Below are 14,825 nucleotides of genomic sequence, written 5' to 3'. Positions count from 1 at the left end.
CAAGCGTTACACCCCGCTCGCCGGGATACCGCTGCGCTGAACCTTGCGCGGCGCGGTGACATCTTTCCAGGTCGAGAGCGCGCGGTTGACGGCGGTGAACGGCTCACGCTTGACGAATTCGCCATGGCCTTGCTGCGTCTTGACCGTGCTTTCTTCGATGGCAACCACGCCGCGGGTCAGCGTATAGCGCGGCAGACCAGTCACCACCTTGCCCTCGAAGACATTGTAGTCGATCGACGACTGCTGCGTCTTGGCGGCGATGGTCTTCGAACGCTTCGGATCCCAGACGACGAGATCGGCGTCGGCGCCGACGAGGATCGCGCCCTTCTTCGGATAGACGTTGAGGATCTTCGCGATATTGGTCGAAGTCACCGCCACGAACTCGTTCATCGTCAGACGACCGGTGTTGACACCGTGGGTCCAGAGCATCGGCATGCGGTCTTCGAGGCCGCCGGTGCCGTTGGGAATCTTGGTGAAATCGCCGAGGCCGAAACGCTTCTGTTCGGTCGTGAAGGCGCAATGATCGGTCGCGACCACCTGCAGCGAACCGGAGGCAAGGCCGGCCCACAGGCTGTCCTGATGCTGCTTGTTGCGGAACGGCGGCGACATGACGCGGCGGGCGGCATGGTCCCAATCGGGATTGGAATATTCGCTTTCATCGAGCGTCAGGTGCTGGATCAATGGCTCGCCATAGACGCGCATGCCCTTCTGACGTGCCCGGCGAATGGCTTCATGCGCCTGTTCGCAGGAGGTGTGCACGATATAGACCGGGCTGCCGGCCATGTCGGCGATCATGATGGCGCGGTTCGTCGCTTCGCCTTCGACCTCTGCCGGGCGGGAATAGGCGTGCGCTTCCGGACCATTATTGCCTTCCGCGAGCAGTTTCGCTTGCATCTGTGCCACCACGTCGCCGTTCTCGGCGTGAACGAGGGGGAGGGCACCGAGCTCGGCACAGCGTTGGAAGGACGAGAACATCTCGTCGTCATCCACCATCAGCGCGCCCTTATAGGCCATGAAATGCTTGAAGGTGTTGATACCTTTCTCGCGGACGACGGCTTCCATCTCGTTGAAGACCTGCTCGCCCCACCAGGTAATCGCCATGTGGAAGGAGTAATCGCAGTTTGCCCGCGTCGACTTGTTGTCCCACATGGTCAGCGCTTCGAGCAGCGATTGGCCGGGCGAAGGCAGAGCGAAATCCACCACCATCGTCGTGCCGCCCGCGAGAGCCGCCCGCGTGCCACTCTCGAAATCGTCGGAGGAATAGGTGCCCATGAACGGCATTTCGAGATGCGTATGCGGGTCAATGCCGCCGGGCATGACATAGCAGCCGGATGCGTCGAGAACTTCATTGCCGGAAAGGTTCTGCCCGATCTCGACAACCTTGCCGCCGTCGATCTTGACATCGGCCTTATAGGTCAGATCCGCCGTGACGATGGTTCCACCCTTGATGACTGTGCTCATGGTGTCTGCTCCCGATATGTGAATTTCTGGTGCCGCGTGAAGAGGGGTGTCACGCCACGATCTCCGCAGTCTCCAGGACTGCATGGAACAGGACATCCGCGCCCGCGGTCGCCCATTCCTTGGAAATTTCTTCCGCCTCGTTGTGCGACAAGCCGCCGACGCAGGGGCACATGACCATGGTGGCCGGCGCCACCTTGGCGGCCCAGCAGGCGTCGTGACCGGCGCCGGAGATGATGTTCATGTGGCTGTAGCCGAGCTTCTCGGCAGCGTTGCGAACGGCTGTCACAAGCTTCGGGTCGAAGGTCACCGGCGCGAAATGACCGATAGCCTCGACGGAGCAGCCGACGCCGAGGGCGTCGCAGATGACAGGCGCTTCCGCCTCGATCTTGGCGCGCATGCGATCGAGCTTTTCCTTGTCGGGCGTGCGGATGTCGACCGTGAAGACCACCTTGCCGGGCAGCACGTTGCGTGAATTCGGCGAGAAGAAGACTTGGCCGACGCCGCCGACGGCGCCCGGCTGGTTTTCCATAGCCACGCCCTGCACCATTTCGATGATCCGCGACATGGCAAGCCCGGCATTGACGCGCATGTTCATCGGCGTCGAGCCGGTATGCGCTTCCTTGCCGGTCAGCGTGAATTCCAGCCACCACAGGCCCTGACAGTGCGTGACGACGCCGATGGTCTTGTCCTCGGCTTCGAGGATCGGGCCCTGCTCGATGTGATATTCGAAATAGGCGTGCATCTTGCGCGCGCCTACCTCTTCGTCGCCGAGCCAGCCGATGCGCTTCAGCTCCTCGCCAAAGGTCTTGCCCTCCGGGTCCTTGCGGCCATAGGCATAGTCCAGAGAATGCATGCCGGCGAAGACGCCGGAGGCGAGCATGGCGGGTGCGAAACGCGCGCCCTCTTCATTGGTCCAGTTGGTGACCACGATCGGATGTTTGGTCTTGATGCCGAGGTCGTTCATCGTGCGCACGACTTCGAGCGCACTAAGCACGCCGAGCACGCCATCATATTTGCCGCCCGTCGGTTGGGTGTCGAGATGCGAGCCGACATAGACCGGCAGCGCGTTCGGATCGGCGCCGGCGCGGGTGGCGAACATCGTGCCCATCTTGTCGACGCCGATTTTCAGTCCGGCGTTTTCGCACCACGTCTTGAAAAGGCTGCGGCCTTCGGCGTCGGCGTCGGTCAGCGTCTGGCGATTGTTGCCGCCGGCAATGCCGGGGCCGATCTTAGCCATGTCCATCAGTGCGTCCCAAAGGCGATCGCCATTGATACGCATGTTTTCTCCTGGCGCTGCCACCATGATGCAATCCTCACCTGTTTATCCCGGGTCATGCAAGGCGCATGCCCAATTGTTCCCGTTGGTCGTTGCCCAGAGCGCTTGTTTGTTTTTCTCGCCCCGGGAAATCGCCGGTTGCCTTTATAAGACATCTGACGGATAATTTGACCGATTGGTAAACATTACAACTTCCGTGGCGGCGCTCAAGACGAAAAGCACGAAAATTCCCGACAAAATTATAGGCAATTGCTCAAATCTAAAGCGTCGGCGGGATGAATGAGGGCTTGGCCGAAGAGCTTGGATTTCAAGGAGAAACAAAGCAGATATGGCCATCCCCAGAGCCGCCAAGACGCAACGCCGCACCCGCATTCAGGAAGAAAAAGAGGAAGTGATACTCGAAGCCGCGCTGGACGTATTTTCAGTGCATGGCTTTCGCGGCTCGACCATCGACCAGATCGCGGAAGTCGCCGGCATGTCGAAACCCAATCTGCTCTATTATTTCCGCACGAAGGAGGCCATGCACCGCGCGCTGATCGACCGGGTGCTGTTTACCTGGCTGGAGCCGCTGCGTGCATTCGACGCCAATGGCAACCCCGAAAGCGAGATCCGCTCCTACATCCGCCGCAAGCTCGAAATGGCCCGCGATTTCCCGCGGGAAAGCCGCCTGTTCGCCAATGAGATGCTGCAGGGCGCGCCGCATGTCGAGGACGAGCTTCGAGGGCCGCTGAAGAGCCTTGTCGACGAAAAGGCCGAGGTCATCCGCGCCTGGGCGAAGGCCGGCAAGATCGCCAAGTGCGATCCCTATCACCTGATCTTCTCCATTTGGTCGACGACGCAGCATTATGCGGACTTCGACGTACAGGTGCGCGCCGTGCTCGGGCAGGAACATTCAGGCGAGGGGCGTTTCGAGGATGCGGCGCGCTATCTGGAAAAGCTTTTCGTCGATGGGCTCGGCATTCGGCAGTCGTAGGCGGCCGCGCAGATCATTTGGCCTGGAAATTAGGAATGTATCAGGAAGTTCTGCTCTATATGGTTGTGCAAATAATAGTTTAGATCTTGATTTTTGTCGGTCAATGGCCTATGAAATTGATGTGGACCAAAGACGATATTGCCTTTTATTTCGTGCACGAAGCCACATATCAGCCGGTATATACGGTCGAGATTCATACGCCGGACGGCGTGATTTCGGTAATGGCGGAGCCCGAGATGGTCGGCGACGCCCTCTATCTTCGCGGATTCCATATCCAGGGTGAGGATATTTCGATGAACGACCTTGGGGCGCATCGGCTCAGGAATTTGGCGGATATCGCCATGGAGGATATGGATTGTCATGAACTCGTCGTTGAAGGAGCGGTTCGAACGACTGGGGCCGGTCGAGGGCGTAAACCGCGGCCAGTCCGGTTCGCCCGCCGCAATATCCCTTCGCCTTGACTCACCAGTGAAAGGCTTTCGGTCCATATCCGCGGTTCGTGCATTGGTGAAAGGCGGAATGTCCTTGCTTGCGGCAAAGAAAGCGGTCGAGCGGGCGATGGAGAAAGGGCAGGTGACTATTCTCGTGCCACATGTCGAAAGCCATGCCGATCTTGCACGCGAGTTGGAGGATACCGGCCTCGTCGTCAACGCGGTAGCCTTCCGTCCGATCGATGTCAGGGAAATTCGCCGGAAGCTGCAGCTTACTCAGGAGCAATTTGCACTTCGCTACGGGATCGACCTGGAAACGCTTCGCAACTGGGAGCAGGGCAAGCGCTCACCCGACAAGACCGCACAGAGCTATCTCCGCGCCATCGAACGGATGCCGGAAGAAATACAGGTTGCCCAGGAAGATAATATTCTCAAGTTTTGGTGACCACGCGCCCGCCCGGAACACTCCGGGCAGGGTGTTGTTCAATACTGTGCTGCTCTTACTCCGCCGCCTGCCGGGCCATCGGATTGTTTGGATGGGTCGTCCAGTTGGCATAGTTCGGGTCGACGGTTTTGCCGGTGCGCTTGTCGAGGGCGCCTGCCGGCAAGGCTTCCATGGTGATGCAGTTTTCGACCGGACAGACGCTGACGCAGAGGTTGCAGCCGACGCATTCCTCATCGATCACCTCGAAATGCCTGATGCCGTCCACCATGTTGGTGATCGCCTGGTGCGAGGTGTCTTCACAGGCGATGTAGCAGCGACCGCATTTGATGCAGGCGTCCTGATCGATCTTTGCCTTGGCGATGTAGTTGAGGTTGAGATACTGCCAGTCGGAAACGTTCGGCACTGCACGTCCGATGATGTCATCGAGATTGCGGTGGCCCTTTTCGTCCATCCAGTCGGAGAGGCCTGATATCATCTCCTGAACGATCTTGAAGCCGTAGGTCATTGCTGCGGTGCACACCTGCACGTTGCCGGCGCCGAGGGCCAGGAATTCCGCCGCGTCACGCCAGGTGGTGATACCGCCGATGCCGGAGATCGGCAGGCCGTTGGTTTCGTGATCGCGCGCGATCTCGGCCACCATGTTGAGCGCGATCGGCTTGACCGCCGGGCCGCAATAGCCGCCGTGGCTGCCCTTGCCGCCGATCGTCGGGTTCGGTGCGAAATTGTCGAGATCGACAGAGACGATCGAGTTGATGGTGTTGATCAGCGATACGGCGTCGGTGCCGCCAGCCTTGGCGGCGCGAGCGGGTTTGCGGATGTCGGTGATGTTCGGCGTCAGCTTGGTGATGACGGGCATGCGGGTATATTGCTTGCACCAGCGCACCACCATCTCGATATATTCCGGCACCTGGCCGACCGCGGAACCCATGCCGCGTTCGGACATGCCGTGTGGACAGCCGAAATTGAGCTCGATGCCGTCAGCGTTGGTTTCCTCCACCAGCGGCAGGATCGCCTTCCATGCGTCTTCGACGCAGGGAACCATGATCGAAGCGATGAGGGCGCGATCCGGCCAGTTCATCTTCACCTGCTTCATTTCGCGCAGATTGGTGAAGAGGTCGCGATCGGTGATCAGCTCGATATTGTTGAGGCCGAGCAGACGGCGGTCAGCCCCCCAGATTGCGCCATAACGCGGGCCATTGACGTTGACGACGGGCGGGCCTTCCTCGCCGAGTGTCTTCCAGACGACACCGCCCCAGCCCGCCTTGAAGGCGCGTTCGACGTTGTAGGCCTTGTCGGTCGGCGGCGCCGAAGCGAGCCAGAACGGGTTCGGAGATTTGATGCCGACGAAATTATTGCGGAGATCAGCCATATCAATTCCTCCTTCAAGCGACGGCAACAGTCGGCTGCGCGGCGGAGCCGAGCGCGCGGTTGATGGATTCGGCCGCGTCACGGCCCTGTGCAACGGCAGAGACCGTTAGGTCGTCGCCGCCGAGAACGCAGTCGCCACCGGCCCAGACGCCGCCGAGCGAGGTCCGGCCATCGCCGTCGATGGCGATGCGGCCGGATTCCATGCGCAATGCGCCGAGGCCGGAGGCTTCGAACGTCTGGCCGATCGCCTTGAAGACCTGGTCGGCGGCGATGACGCCGGTATCGCCGGTGCCGGTCAATTTGCCGTCGCGCAACTCGGTATATTCCACCTCGATGCCGGCAACCTTGCCGTTCTTGTCGAGAATGCGTTTAGGCGCCAGCCAGTGGCGAATGATGACGCCTTTGGAGGCCGCGAGATCCTGCTCGTAGTCCGAGGCGTTCATATGTTCCTTGCCGCGGCGATAGCAAATCGTTACTTCTTCGGCGCCGAGCAGCTTTGCCTGCACGGCGGCGTCGATTGCGGTCATGCCGCCGCCGAGAACAACGACGCGGCGACCGACAGCGATGTCGGACTTGTCCTTCGCCTGGCGCAGATCGGCGATGTAGGCAACGGCATCAGCGACACCGTCGAGATCCTCACCTTCGATATGCAGCGCGTTGACGCCGGCGAGGCCGAGGCCGAGGAAGACCGCATCATACTGCGACGAAAGATCGGCAAGGCTGAAATCGCGGCCGAGCGCCTGACCATGCTTCACGTCGATGCCGCCGATCGACAGCACGTAGTCGACCTCTTTCTGCGCGAAATCGTCGACCGTCTTGTAGGTGGCGATACCGTATTCGTTGAGGCCACCGGCTTTTTCACGGGCGTCGAAGATGGTGACATCGTGGCCTTTCACCGCAAGACGGTGGGCGCAGGCGAGGCCGGCAGGGCCGGCGCCGACGACGGCGATCTTCTTGCCGGTCGAGGCAGCGCGGGCATAGAACTGCTTGTTCGCGTCCATTGCGGCGTCGGTCGCGTAGCGCTGCAGGCGGCCGATTTCGACGGGGCGCTCTTCGGCGGTGTTGCGGACGCAGGCCTGCTCGCAGAGCTGTTCGGTGGGACAGACGCGGGCGCACATGCCGCCGAGGATGTTCTGGTCGAAGATCGTCTTGGCCGAGCCGATGGGATTGCCGGTCGAGATCTGGCGGATGAACATCGGGATGTCGATTGAGGTCGGACAGGCCGTCATGCACGGCGCGTCGTAGCAGAAATAGCAGCGGTCGGAAGCGACCAGCGCCTCATGATCGTTAAGGCGCGGATGCAGATCGGAAAAGTTCGCGTCATATTCGGCCGGCGTCAGCCTGCCCTTATGAATTCCAGTTTCCAGTCGTCCCATTGAAGTTCCCTCATTATAGTAAACGGCTAGCGGAATGAACGGTAACTCAGGATAAAAAATTTATCAAACGGTAAAATTTTTGGATTTTTAGTTTTGCCGAAACAGAGACTGCTGTTGCGATTGCATAACGTCACGAGGGAAAGAGGGGCGCTCGCTAACGATATGTTTTTATGTTATGTTTTTTGAAATTGATCGATGAGCTTCTAGGAAATAAACTGGGAAATTCCTGGGTTTTGGATAGCTCATCAAAAGCCTGGTCGATCGCCGTCGGCGGCCTTTTTGACTTGTGCGATAGACGATAGAGAAAAAATCGAAATTTTTTTTAGAAAGATGGGAACCAAGGCCGAGCACCGTCGTTAAGAAGGTGTCTTGGTGATGATCGCATCAACCGATGCACGCCCCCAAAACTCATCACCGGGCATCTACTCACGGTCCCCTCCCGATGAGTGAAAAGCAGCCAGTGCGCCGCCCTCGCACTGGCTGTTTTCGTTTGCGGTCTTCATTCGGGAGTATCAGCGCCGCTTCAGAATCTCATATTCGGTTTCGGGAATCGTCAAGCGATAGCCGATGCTGTCATCGTCGATTGCGAACTGGGCGCGCCCGTTCATGGAGGTGGGGACGACCCGCTCCAACACGGTGCGGCTGAAGCTGTTGTCCTCGAATTCATGGTCGGAAGGGAAGTAGAAGTGTTCCGACCAGGCCACTTCGATCGCCTTCTTGCCGTTGAGTTCGGCCTCCTTGCAGTTCAGCGTGATACTGGTGGCACCGGCGGAGATGGCCCCGTGGGAGGCGGAATTGACGATCAGTTCGTGTAATGCGAGGCCGAGATGGACGGCGGCATTCGGAGTGAGATGCGCATTGATCCCGTAGATCGGCATCGGCGTCCCTGCATCGGGCCAATAGGGGGCGAACTGCTTTTCAGCGAGTTCGAACAGATAGGCGCCGCGCCAGCTCGAATCGGTGATCAAGTCCTGGGAGTTCGACAGCGACTGCAGGCGACCGCGGAATTTGATCAGGAAGTTATCGAGCGACACTGTGTGACGCGCCGTCTGCGTGGCAATGCCCTGGATGATTGCCAATAGATTCTTGGAGCGGTGCGACAGCTCGCGCAGCAGTGATTTCAATACTTTTTCGCGATGCCGGCTCTCCGTAATTTCGGAGATGACGGAAAGCAGACCCTGCGTCTTACGCCCGCCGACACGCTCGATCTTCAACTCGTAAATGCGCAACCCATCGCCCGTCACCAGCTCTACCTCCGCGGTGGCGGGCTTGCCGCTTTCCAGCACGCCGCGTTTGAGCTGCAACAGGTGTTCGCCGTTTTTCTCGCCGAAGAGATGGAGATCCGTGCCACCGATGGTCAGGGACGGTTTCAGGTGGTCGGGCAAGTTTTCCGCGTAGCGAATCGCAAGGTTTGCGTCCTGGAAGAGAATCGAAATACCAGCGCTGCCAAGCGCGCGCTCCATCATAGCGGCCTTGCCTTCAAAACTCAAAGGCGCACCCGATAATGGTTCAGTCGTATTCACCGGCTCGCCTTTCACTCGAATTTCGAGAAACCCGCCGACAGGGCATTCTCGACCGGAAGAACTCAGCCCGGTTTATACAGTCAATCGCTATAACAGTCGGTAAAGCGTCCCTAAGCCGCCGCAACGTGCAGCCGCGATCTTTGTTCCACAACAAGGTGTCAAATTGTATCAGGCGGCCACCTTTGTGGTTTCGTTAAAGAAAAGGGCCTGGCTGATCAGGGCTTTCACCATGTCGGGATTGAATGGCTTGGTCACAAGGAAGGTCGGCTCCGGCCGCTCGCCGGTCAGCAAGCGCTCCGGGAAGGCGGTGATGAAAATGACCGGAATGCTGGATGACTTGAGGATGTCGTTGACCGCGTCAATGCCGGAGCTGCCGTCGGCGAGCTGGATGTCGGCGAGCACCATGCTGGGGTTGGTGGCATTGTGAAGAGCAACCGCCTCCGCATGGGTGCGGGCGATGCCGGTGACCCGATGACCGAGGCTTTCCACCATCTGCTCGATGTCCATCGCGATCAGCGGTTCATCCTCGATGATCATGATATCGGTCGCGACCTGGCGCGAAATTTCCTGCGACGCCTTGTCGAGCAGGTTCATGGCCTCGGTTTCAGGGACGTCGAGAATATCGGCGATCTCGCCGAGGCGGAAATTTTCGACCGAGGCAAGAAGGAAGGCCTGGCGGGCGACCGGAGAAACCTTGGCGAGATTCACCGAGGCGCGCTGCTCCCAAGCATAGGGGGATGTCGGCTCGGGAATCTGAACTGCCGAGGAACCGAACAGCTTGGTGAAGAGTTTATAAAGGGCGACGCGGTCGTTGGAGGTGTCCGGGAAGATGGAAAGATCGGCAATGATCGCTTCCAAAACGGCTGCGACATAGGCGTCTCCCGATGTCTGTGTCCCTGTCAAGGCGCGGGAGTAGCGGCGCAGAAAGGGAAGATGCGGCGCAATGCGTGTGGAAAGTGTCATCAATGGCTCCCGCCCTTTACCAATTTCTAATTGAAACACAGCCTCCAAGACTGCAATGACATGCAAACGCCAACTCAGTAAAAAAGTTCCTGCGTACCGGAACTTTTTTTAAATAGGGGCATTACCCTGCCGACGAACAGTAGGTTTCAACCGCTCCGATTCGGGGCCGAAGCGGATGGGCGTGAGGCATACCGGCCTCCCAGACTAGAGTGTACAAGGATGCACTCCGATCCATGAACGCGAGAAAATGCGGAAGCGAGCTAAATGACTACCCAAAATCAAGAGGACGCGGACCGCAAACGGCCTGACGTGCGCGCGGTCGATATCCTCGATCCCAACAATCAGATCGGTAACCGGCTGCGGTCCTTCTACGCTGCGGTGCAGGATGAAGCTATCCCCGATCGTTTCCTTGACCTGCTTGAGAAGCTGGATCAGGCTGAGCGGTTAGCTTCCGCAAAACTCTCCGATTAAGGAGGAAGCGTCATGGAATCGCAACCGAGCTTCAAGCGAGAACTCCTGGCCGCTCTGCCGAGCCTGCGTGCCTTCGCCATATCGTTGACCGGCCGCCACGACCGCGCCGATGATCTTGTGCAGGACACGATCATGAAGGCTTGGGCTAAGCAGGATCATTTCGAGATGGGCACGAATATGAAGGCCTGGCTCTTCACCATCCTGCGCAACGAACTTTATAGCCAGATGCGCAAAAGTGGCCGCGAGGTGCAGGACAGCGACGGCCTGTTTACAGAATCGATGGCGACGCATCCCTCGCAATATGGCGCGCTCGACCTGCAGGATTTCCGCAAGGCGCTCGATCAGTTACCGGCCGATCAACGCGAAGCCATCATCCTCGTCGGCGCCTCCGGTTTTTCCTATGAGGAGGCTGCAGAGATCTGCGGCTGCGCCGTCGGTACCATCAAAAGCCGCGTCAACAGAGCCCGGCAGCGTCTGCAGGAATTGCTTCAGATTTCCGGCGAAGCGGACTTCGGTCCCGACGCCACCTCCGCGCCGCTGACGTCCAAGGCGTTTGCTTTCTAGACAAATGCAATCCGGGTCAGGCCGCCGCTCTCAATCATCCCGCTTCTTCGTTCCCAGCAAATTGCCCAATACCAGAGCAGTGGCGATTGCAGCGGTCAGCAACGGTTGAGACTTTGCGAGGCCGAGCGCAGCGACGGCCATGGATTCCAAGGCAACCCGGCGTTCATGGAGGCGGCGCTCCTCCTGCTTGTTGATGATCGCCATGATGACGAGAACGATCAGGCCGAGCAGCAGGGCGCCGGCAGCAATCAACAGCGCCGAAACGGCTGCTCCGTAGATGGTTGCCAGCCAAATGGCGGCGGCTACCAGCGCAAAGGCGTAGGCTGTCAAAATGAGGATCGCGGCGATGCCCACAAAAATACCGTTGCGCTTGGTGCGCGCAACGGTACGATTCAAAGTGCCTGACAGAAGCAGGCCGAGGAACGGAGCTAGCATTGAAGCTCCTCAACGGCGCGAAAGAAGCAGGGCAACTGCCAATCCGAAAGCTGCAGCAGCCCCGATGGTGGCAATGGGATGCTGGCGCACCGTCCTGCGCATTTCCCGCGTGCCCCTGACATAGCCGTGCTGCAGCTCACGCAGCAGTTCTTCGCCGCGAGCCGTGAGATCCTCGTAGCTAGTCTCGGCGCGCGCGCGCATCGTCTGGCTCTGCTTGGCGCTGTTTTCACCGACAACCTTGGCGAAAGCGGCAATTTCGTTGCGCAGATGTTCGATCTGCTCTTCGATGCTGGCTTCGATGTCGTGCAAGCTGCCGCCATTACGCTTGGCTCGCGCCGAATGGAGGATGGATGGTGCCATGGTCTTGCTCCCTTACGTCGTTGGCGTCTTTGTCCTGGCGCCTGAAAATTTGCGCCGGCGATAATCGAATGCTGCCAGCATATTGCGCTGTTAAGCGTGCAGAGCATTGATTTGCATCATTGGTCATCAACGCAGCGATGTAACGAAAAGTTCCGGGCCGTGCCCCGAAAGGGAAATCACTCCGCCAACGCACTGTGAGCGAGCACGAACGGGACGCCACCGAGCGGGACGCGGTTGACCCTGAGCGCGCAGCCGAAGACATTCTGCAGATGCCGATCGGTCAAAACGTTGGCCACAGGACCGGCTGCCTGCAACCGACCGTTCTTCAGCAAGACCATCTGATCGGCGAAGAGAGCGGTGAGATTGAGATCGTGCATCACGGCAATGACGCCGCCGCCGCGCCGGCAGAATTGCCGGGCGAGCGTCATGATGGTGAGCTGATGGCTGATGTCGAGGCTGGAGACGGGCTCGTCGAGAAGCAGCCAGCAAGGCTTGCCGTCGACGATGGGCTCGGGGATCTGGCATAGCACCCGGGCCAGTTGGACGCGTTGTTGCTCGCCGCCGGAAAGCTCCTGATAGAAGCGACCTTCGAAGCCAGCGAGATCGACGGACGACAGCGCCTCCGCGGCGATGCGATCGGCCTGTTCGGGATGACGGTTGCGCCCGGTCGTCAGCCCCATGCGGACGATTTCGCGGACGGTGAAGGGAAAGGAGATGGCGCTCGCCTGCGGCAGCACGCCGCGCATTTCGGCCAGTTGCCAGGCTTGAAGGCTGCCGATTGCCGTTGCGTTGAGAAGCACCGAGCCCCGATAGGCGAGTTCCCCCGAAATGGCCTTCATGATCGTCGTCTTGCCCGAGCCGTTCGGTCCGCAAATCGCTGTCAGCGCGCCGGCCGAGGCTGTGAAGGAGACATCGTGCACGACTGTCTTGCCCGCAAGCCGGACGGAAAGGTTCGAGACGTCAATCATCGATAACTCACAGGCTGAGGTGCGAGCGCTGCCGAAGCAACATCCACAGGAAGAACGGCCCGCCGACACCGGCGGTGATGATGCCGATCGGCAGTTCGGCCGGCGAGACGACGGTGCGCGCCACCGCGTCGGCGATGATCAGCAACGTGCCGCCGAACAGCGCTGAAGCGGGCAACAGGAAGCGATGGTCGGGACCGATCGCCATGCGCAGGATATGCGGCACAATGATGCCGACGAAGCCGATGCCGCCGCTAACCGCGACGGAGGCGCCGATCGCGGCGGCAACGCTGACGATGGCGACATTCTTCAATCGCTGCACAGTGATGCCCATGTGGAAGGCAGCGGCTTCGCCGAGCGTCAGCGCATTGAGGCCGCGCGCCATGAAGGGCAGCGGCAGCATGGAGAAGACGATGATCGGTCCGGCGGCGGCGATCTTGGTCCAGGTTGCCCCGGCGAGCGAGCCCATGCTCCAGAAGGTGAGGTCGCGCAGTTGCCGGTCATCGGCCATGTAGATCAGCACGCCGGTTGCGGCCAGTGCCAGGGAACCGAGCGCGATACCGGCGAGCAACATGGTCGCTATGGATGTTTGCCCATGTCGTGTCGCCACTCTGTAGAGGAGTATGGTCGTGACGAGGCCGCCGATGAAGGCGGCGATCGGCAAGGAGAAGATGCCGAAGACATGGGCGACAGGGGTAAGGATACCGCCGCTGAGGACGATCATCGCCACGGCGCCGAGACTGGAGCCGGCCGAAACGCCGATCAGGCCAGGATCGGCCAGCGGGTTGCGGAACAGGCCCTGCATGACCGCGCCGGAGACAGCAAGCCCGCCGCCGATCAGGAAGCCGAGGATGGCGCGCGGCAGGCGGATATCGAAGATGATGATGCGGTCGCGGCTGCTCAGAGCGTTGTCCGCGCCGCCGCTAATCATGCTGCCGATGACGTCGACGATCGAGGCATTCGACGCGCCGGTGGTGATCGAAAATGCGAAAGCGAGGAGAGCTGCGACCACGAGGCCGGCCAGGACGAAGAGCGCAAGCGTGGTGCGGTCGCCCTCACGATGGCGACGATCCGTGTGGTGCGACATGCGCTTCAGCCCCGGCATGACCTCGTTAAGCGCCACCTCAGCCCCCGTAGATTGCCGTGTTGAGCTCGCGCACGGCACTGGCGGTGCGCGGCCCAAAGCCGAGCAGATGCAGGCCGTCCATGCGGATGACCGCCTTGCGGCTGGCCGCGGGTGTCAGCGAAATGGCCGGTTGCTTCAGGAGGTCGTCATTCGTCATCGACAATGGACCCTCACGGTCCATGATCAGGATCGCGTCGGGCTTGGCCTCGATGATCGCTTCATCGCTCAGCGGCTTGTAGCCCGAGAAGCTGTCGACGGCATTGATGGCGCCGGCAAGCTTGATGATGCTGTCGGCGGCGGTGTCACTGCCGGAAGCGAGGATCTTGCCGTTCTGGTTGCTCAGGACGAACAGCACACGTTTGCGTTCGCCCTCCGGGCGTTTCCCGGCGTCTGCGATTGCAGCGTCAAGATCGGCGGCGACCTTATCTTCGAGCGCCTTCGCCTTGTCCGGAACGCCGAGCAGCGAGCCCACGACATCGATCTTCTTCAGGATGCCGTCACGATCATAGCTTTGCGGCACGGCCTCGAAAGGCACGCGGGCATTGCGCAGCACTGCCAGAGCCTCCGGCGGGCCGGAGCCGTCGACTGCGATGATCGCGGTCGGATTGACGGCCAGGATGCCCTCCGGCGAAAGTGCGCGCATATAGCCGACATCGGGCAGCTTGGCAGCGGTTTCCGGATACATGCTGGTGGAATCGCGGGCAATCAGCCGGTTTTCCTCGCCCAGCGCATAGATGATCTCGGTGACGTCGCCGCCGATCGAGACGAGACGCGAGGTATCGATTTTCGGGGCTTCCGCGGCATGGGCGTGCTTGACGGAATTATAGCCGCCGTTGATCGGGCTCGCGGGAATGAATGGCAAGGCCATCACCAGCACCGTCAGCGCGATTTCCCACGGCTTGATGCGCTTGAAGTTTTTCAACATCGTCATGGCCCGATCCTTACGCGGCGACGCTGGCGTCGGCCTTCGGCAGATTCTCGATAATGGTGCGCCAGCTACGGCGCTCGTCGAAGCCTTCCTTCCGCTTGCCGAAGAACTGGATGATCATCTCGCCTTTGGCATCGTAGGCCTCGAGCGAGGTCACATG

16 protein-coding genes and 1 pseudogene are annotated in these 14,825 nt (G+C 60.0%); 5 read left to right on the top strand and 12 right to left on the bottom strand.

The features are described from left to right. Positions 1–6: 6 nt before the first annotated feature. Together hydA and PY649_RS17170 are read right to left on the bottom strand one after the other, a co-directional pair. Positions 7–1,461 (bottom strand): dihydropyrimidinase, encoded by a 1,455-nt coding sequence (hydA, locus tag PY649_RS17175; protein ID WP_285869783.1) that lies wholly within the window; start codon positions 1,459–1,461, stop codon positions 7–9. 49 nt (positions 1,462–1,510) lie between these two features. Then, complete coding sequence (locus tag PY649_RS17170; RefSeq protein WP_285869781.1) at positions 1,511–2,764, bottom strand: Zn-dependent hydrolase; 1,254 nt, start codon at positions 2,762–2,764, stop codon at positions 1,511–1,513. A gap of 301 nt (positions 2,765–3,065) precedes the next feature. On the opposite strand from PY649_RS17170, the gene PY649_RS17165 reads away from it, so the two are divergent. From PY649_RS17165 to PY649_RS17155, 3 genes are all read left to right on the top strand, one after another. Then, positions 3,066–3,710: a TetR family transcriptional regulator C-terminal domain-containing protein gene (locus PY649_RS17165; RefSeq protein WP_285869780.1), complete on the top strand. Its 645-nt coding sequence runs from the start codon at positions 3,066–3,068 to the stop codon at positions 3,708–3,710. An 86-nt stretch (positions 3,711–3,796) separates the two neighbouring features. After that, a complete protein-coding gene (locus tag PY649_RS17160; protein ID WP_285869779.1) occupies positions 3,797–4,171 on the top strand; it encodes a hypothetical protein in 375 nt (124 codons plus the stop codon). A 58-nt stretch (positions 4,172–4,229) separates the two neighbouring features. Then, positions 4,230–4,586 carry a helix-turn-helix domain-containing protein gene (locus tag PY649_RS17155; RefSeq protein WP_285869778.1) on the top strand — a complete coding sequence of 119 codons (357 nt, stop codon included), beginning with the start codon at positions 4,230–4,232 and terminating at the stop codon, positions 4,584–4,586. A 55-nt stretch (positions 4,587–4,641) separates the two neighbouring features. Here the strand turns inward: PY649_RS17155 and preA are convergent, their stop codons facing one another. The 4 genes from preA to PY649_RS17135 form a co-directional block, all read right to left on the bottom strand. Further along, the gene (gene preA, locus PY649_RS17150) at positions 4,642–5,955 is read right to left on the bottom strand and encodes an NAD-dependent dihydropyrimidine dehydrogenase subunit PreA (RefSeq protein WP_285869777.1); all 1,314 of its coding nucleotides are present in this window, start codon (positions 5,953–5,955) and stop codon (positions 4,642–4,644) included. A gap of 13 nt (positions 5,956–5,968) precedes the next feature. After that, a complete protein-coding gene (locus PY649_RS17145; protein WP_285869776.1) occupies positions 5,969–7,330 on the bottom strand; it encodes an NAD(P)-dependent oxidoreductase in 1,362 nt (453 codons plus the stop codon). A gap of 512 nt (positions 7,331–7,842) precedes the next feature. Next, complete coding sequence (locus tag PY649_RS17140) at positions 7,843–8,796, bottom strand: sensor histidine kinase (protein ID WP_285869930.1); 954 nt, start codon at positions 8,794–8,796, stop codon at positions 7,843–7,845. Positions 8,797–9,021: 225 nt separating this feature from the next. Then, entirely contained in the window at positions 9,022–9,816 is a 795-nt protein-coding gene (locus PY649_RS17135; protein WP_285869775.1) for a response regulator, read from the bottom strand. 264 nt (positions 9,817–10,080) lie between these two features. Between PY649_RS17135 and PY649_RS17130 the strand changes: the two genes are divergently transcribed. Both PY649_RS17130 and PY649_RS17125 read left to right on the top strand, forming a co-directional pair. Then, positions 10,081–10,287, top strand: a complete 207-nt coding sequence (locus tag PY649_RS17130; protein ID WP_120705101.1) for a NepR family anti-sigma factor — start codon at positions 10,081–10,083, stop codon at positions 10,285–10,287. A 12-nt stretch (positions 10,288–10,299) separates the two neighbouring features. Continuing rightward, complete coding sequence (locus PY649_RS17125) at positions 10,300–10,851, top strand: RNA polymerase sigma factor (RefSeq protein ID WP_285869774.1); 552 nt, start codon at positions 10,300–10,302, stop codon at positions 10,849–10,851. A 30-nt stretch (positions 10,852–10,881) separates the two neighbouring features. Here the strand turns inward: PY649_RS17125 and PY649_RS17120 are convergent, their stop codons facing one another. The 6 genes and pseudogenes from PY649_RS17120 to PY649_RS17095 form a co-directional block, all read right to left on the bottom strand. After that, positions 10,882–11,286 (bottom strand): hypothetical protein, encoded by a 405-nt coding sequence (locus PY649_RS17120; protein ID WP_285869773.1) that lies wholly within the window; start codon positions 11,284–11,286, stop codon positions 10,882–10,884. A 9-nt stretch (positions 11,287–11,295) separates the two neighbouring features. Beyond that, a complete protein-coding gene (locus PY649_RS17115; RefSeq protein ID WP_285869772.1) occupies positions 11,296–11,646 on the bottom strand; it encodes a glycine zipper domain-containing protein in 351 nt (116 codons plus the stop codon). 176 nt (positions 11,647–11,822) lie between these two features. Continuing rightward, positions 11,823–12,614: a heme ABC transporter ATP-binding protein gene (locus PY649_RS17110; RefSeq protein WP_285869771.1), complete on the bottom strand. Its 792-nt coding sequence runs from the start codon at positions 12,612–12,614 to the stop codon at positions 11,823–11,825. A gap of 7 nt (positions 12,615–12,621) precedes the next feature. Further along, positions 12,622–13,716: a FecCD family ABC transporter permease gene (locus PY649_RS17105; protein ID WP_285869929.1), complete on the bottom strand. Its 1,095-nt coding sequence runs from the start codon at positions 13,714–13,716 to the stop codon at positions 12,622–12,624. 19 nt (positions 13,717–13,735) lie between these two features. Next, entirely contained in the window at positions 13,736–14,668 is a 933-nt protein-coding gene (locus PY649_RS17100; RefSeq protein WP_285869770.1) for a heme/hemin ABC transporter substrate-binding protein, read from the bottom strand. Positions 14,669–14,678: 10 nt separating this feature from the next. Further along, a pseudogene (locus PY649_RS17095) lies at positions 14,679–14,825 on the bottom strand (hemin-degrading factor); the annotation flags it as partial.

It is taken from the genome of Rhizobium mayense (assembly GCF_030272705.1).
Lineage (GTDB): Bacteria > Pseudomonadota > Alphaproteobacteria > Rhizobiales > Rhizobiaceae > Rhizobium > Rhizobium mayense.
The sequence above is the reverse complement of the archived record's forward strand: the minus strand, read 5'-3'. Positions and strand labels throughout refer to the sequence as shown.

What these genes read in the sequence shown, in the direction of transcription:
- PY649_RS17120 (WP_285869773.1), bottom strand. Translation starts at nt 11,286, where the DNA reads ATGCTAGCTCCGTTCCTCGGCCTGCTTCTGTCAGGCACTTTGAATCGT.
- preA (WP_285869777.1), bottom strand. Translation starts at nt 5,955, where the DNA reads ATGGCTGATCTCCGCAATAATTTCGTCGGCATCAAATCTCCGAACCCG.
- PY649_RS17155 (WP_285869778.1), top strand. Translation starts at nt 4,230, where the DNA reads ATGTCCTTGCTTGCGGCAAAGAAAGCGGTCGAGCGGGCGATGGAGAAA.
- PY649_RS17105 (WP_285869929.1), bottom strand. Translation starts at nt 13,716, where the DNA reads ATGCCGGGGCTGAAGCGCATGTCGCACCACACGGATCGTCGCCATCGT.
- PY649_RS17135 (WP_285869775.1), bottom strand. Translation starts at nt 9,816, where the DNA reads ATGACACTTTCCACACGCATTGCGCCGCATCTTCCCTTTCTGCGCCGC.
- PY649_RS17140 (WP_285869930.1), bottom strand. Translation starts at nt 8,796, where the DNA reads ATGATGGAGCGCGCGCTTGGCAGCGCTGGTATTTCGATTCTCTTCCAG.
- PY649_RS17100 (WP_285869770.1), bottom strand. Translation starts at nt 14,668, where the DNA reads ATGACGATGTTGAAAAACTTCAAGCGCATCAAGCCGTGGGAAATCGCG.
- PY649_RS17130 (WP_120705101.1), top strand. Translation starts at nt 10,081, where the DNA reads ATGACTACCCAAAATCAAGAGGACGCGGACCGCAAACGGCCTGACGTG.
- PY649_RS17115 (WP_285869772.1), bottom strand. Translation starts at nt 11,646, where the DNA reads ATGGCACCATCCATCCTCCATTCGGCGCGAGCCAAGCGTAATGGCGGC.
- hydA (WP_285869783.1), bottom strand. Translation starts at nt 1,461, where the DNA reads ATGAGCACAGTCATCAAGGGTGGAACCATCGTCACGGCGGATCTGACC.
- PY649_RS17145 (WP_285869776.1), bottom strand. Translation starts at nt 7,330, where the DNA reads ATGGGACGACTGGAAACTGGAATTCATAAGGGCAGGCTGACGCCGGCC.
- PY649_RS17170 (WP_285869781.1), bottom strand. Translation starts at nt 2,764, where the DNA reads ATGGTGGCAGCGCCAGGAGAAAACATGCGTATCAATGGCGATCGCCTT.
- PY649_RS17110 (WP_285869771.1), bottom strand. Translation starts at nt 12,614, where the DNA reads ATGATTGACGTCTCGAACCTTTCCGTCCGGCTTGCGGGCAAGACAGTC.
- PY649_RS17125 (WP_285869774.1), top strand. Translation starts at nt 10,300, where the DNA reads ATGGAATCGCAACCGAGCTTCAAGCGAGAACTCCTGGCCGCTCTGCCG.
- PY649_RS17165 (WP_285869780.1), top strand. Translation starts at nt 3,066, where the DNA reads ATGGCCATCCCCAGAGCCGCCAAGACGCAACGCCGCACCCGCATTCAG.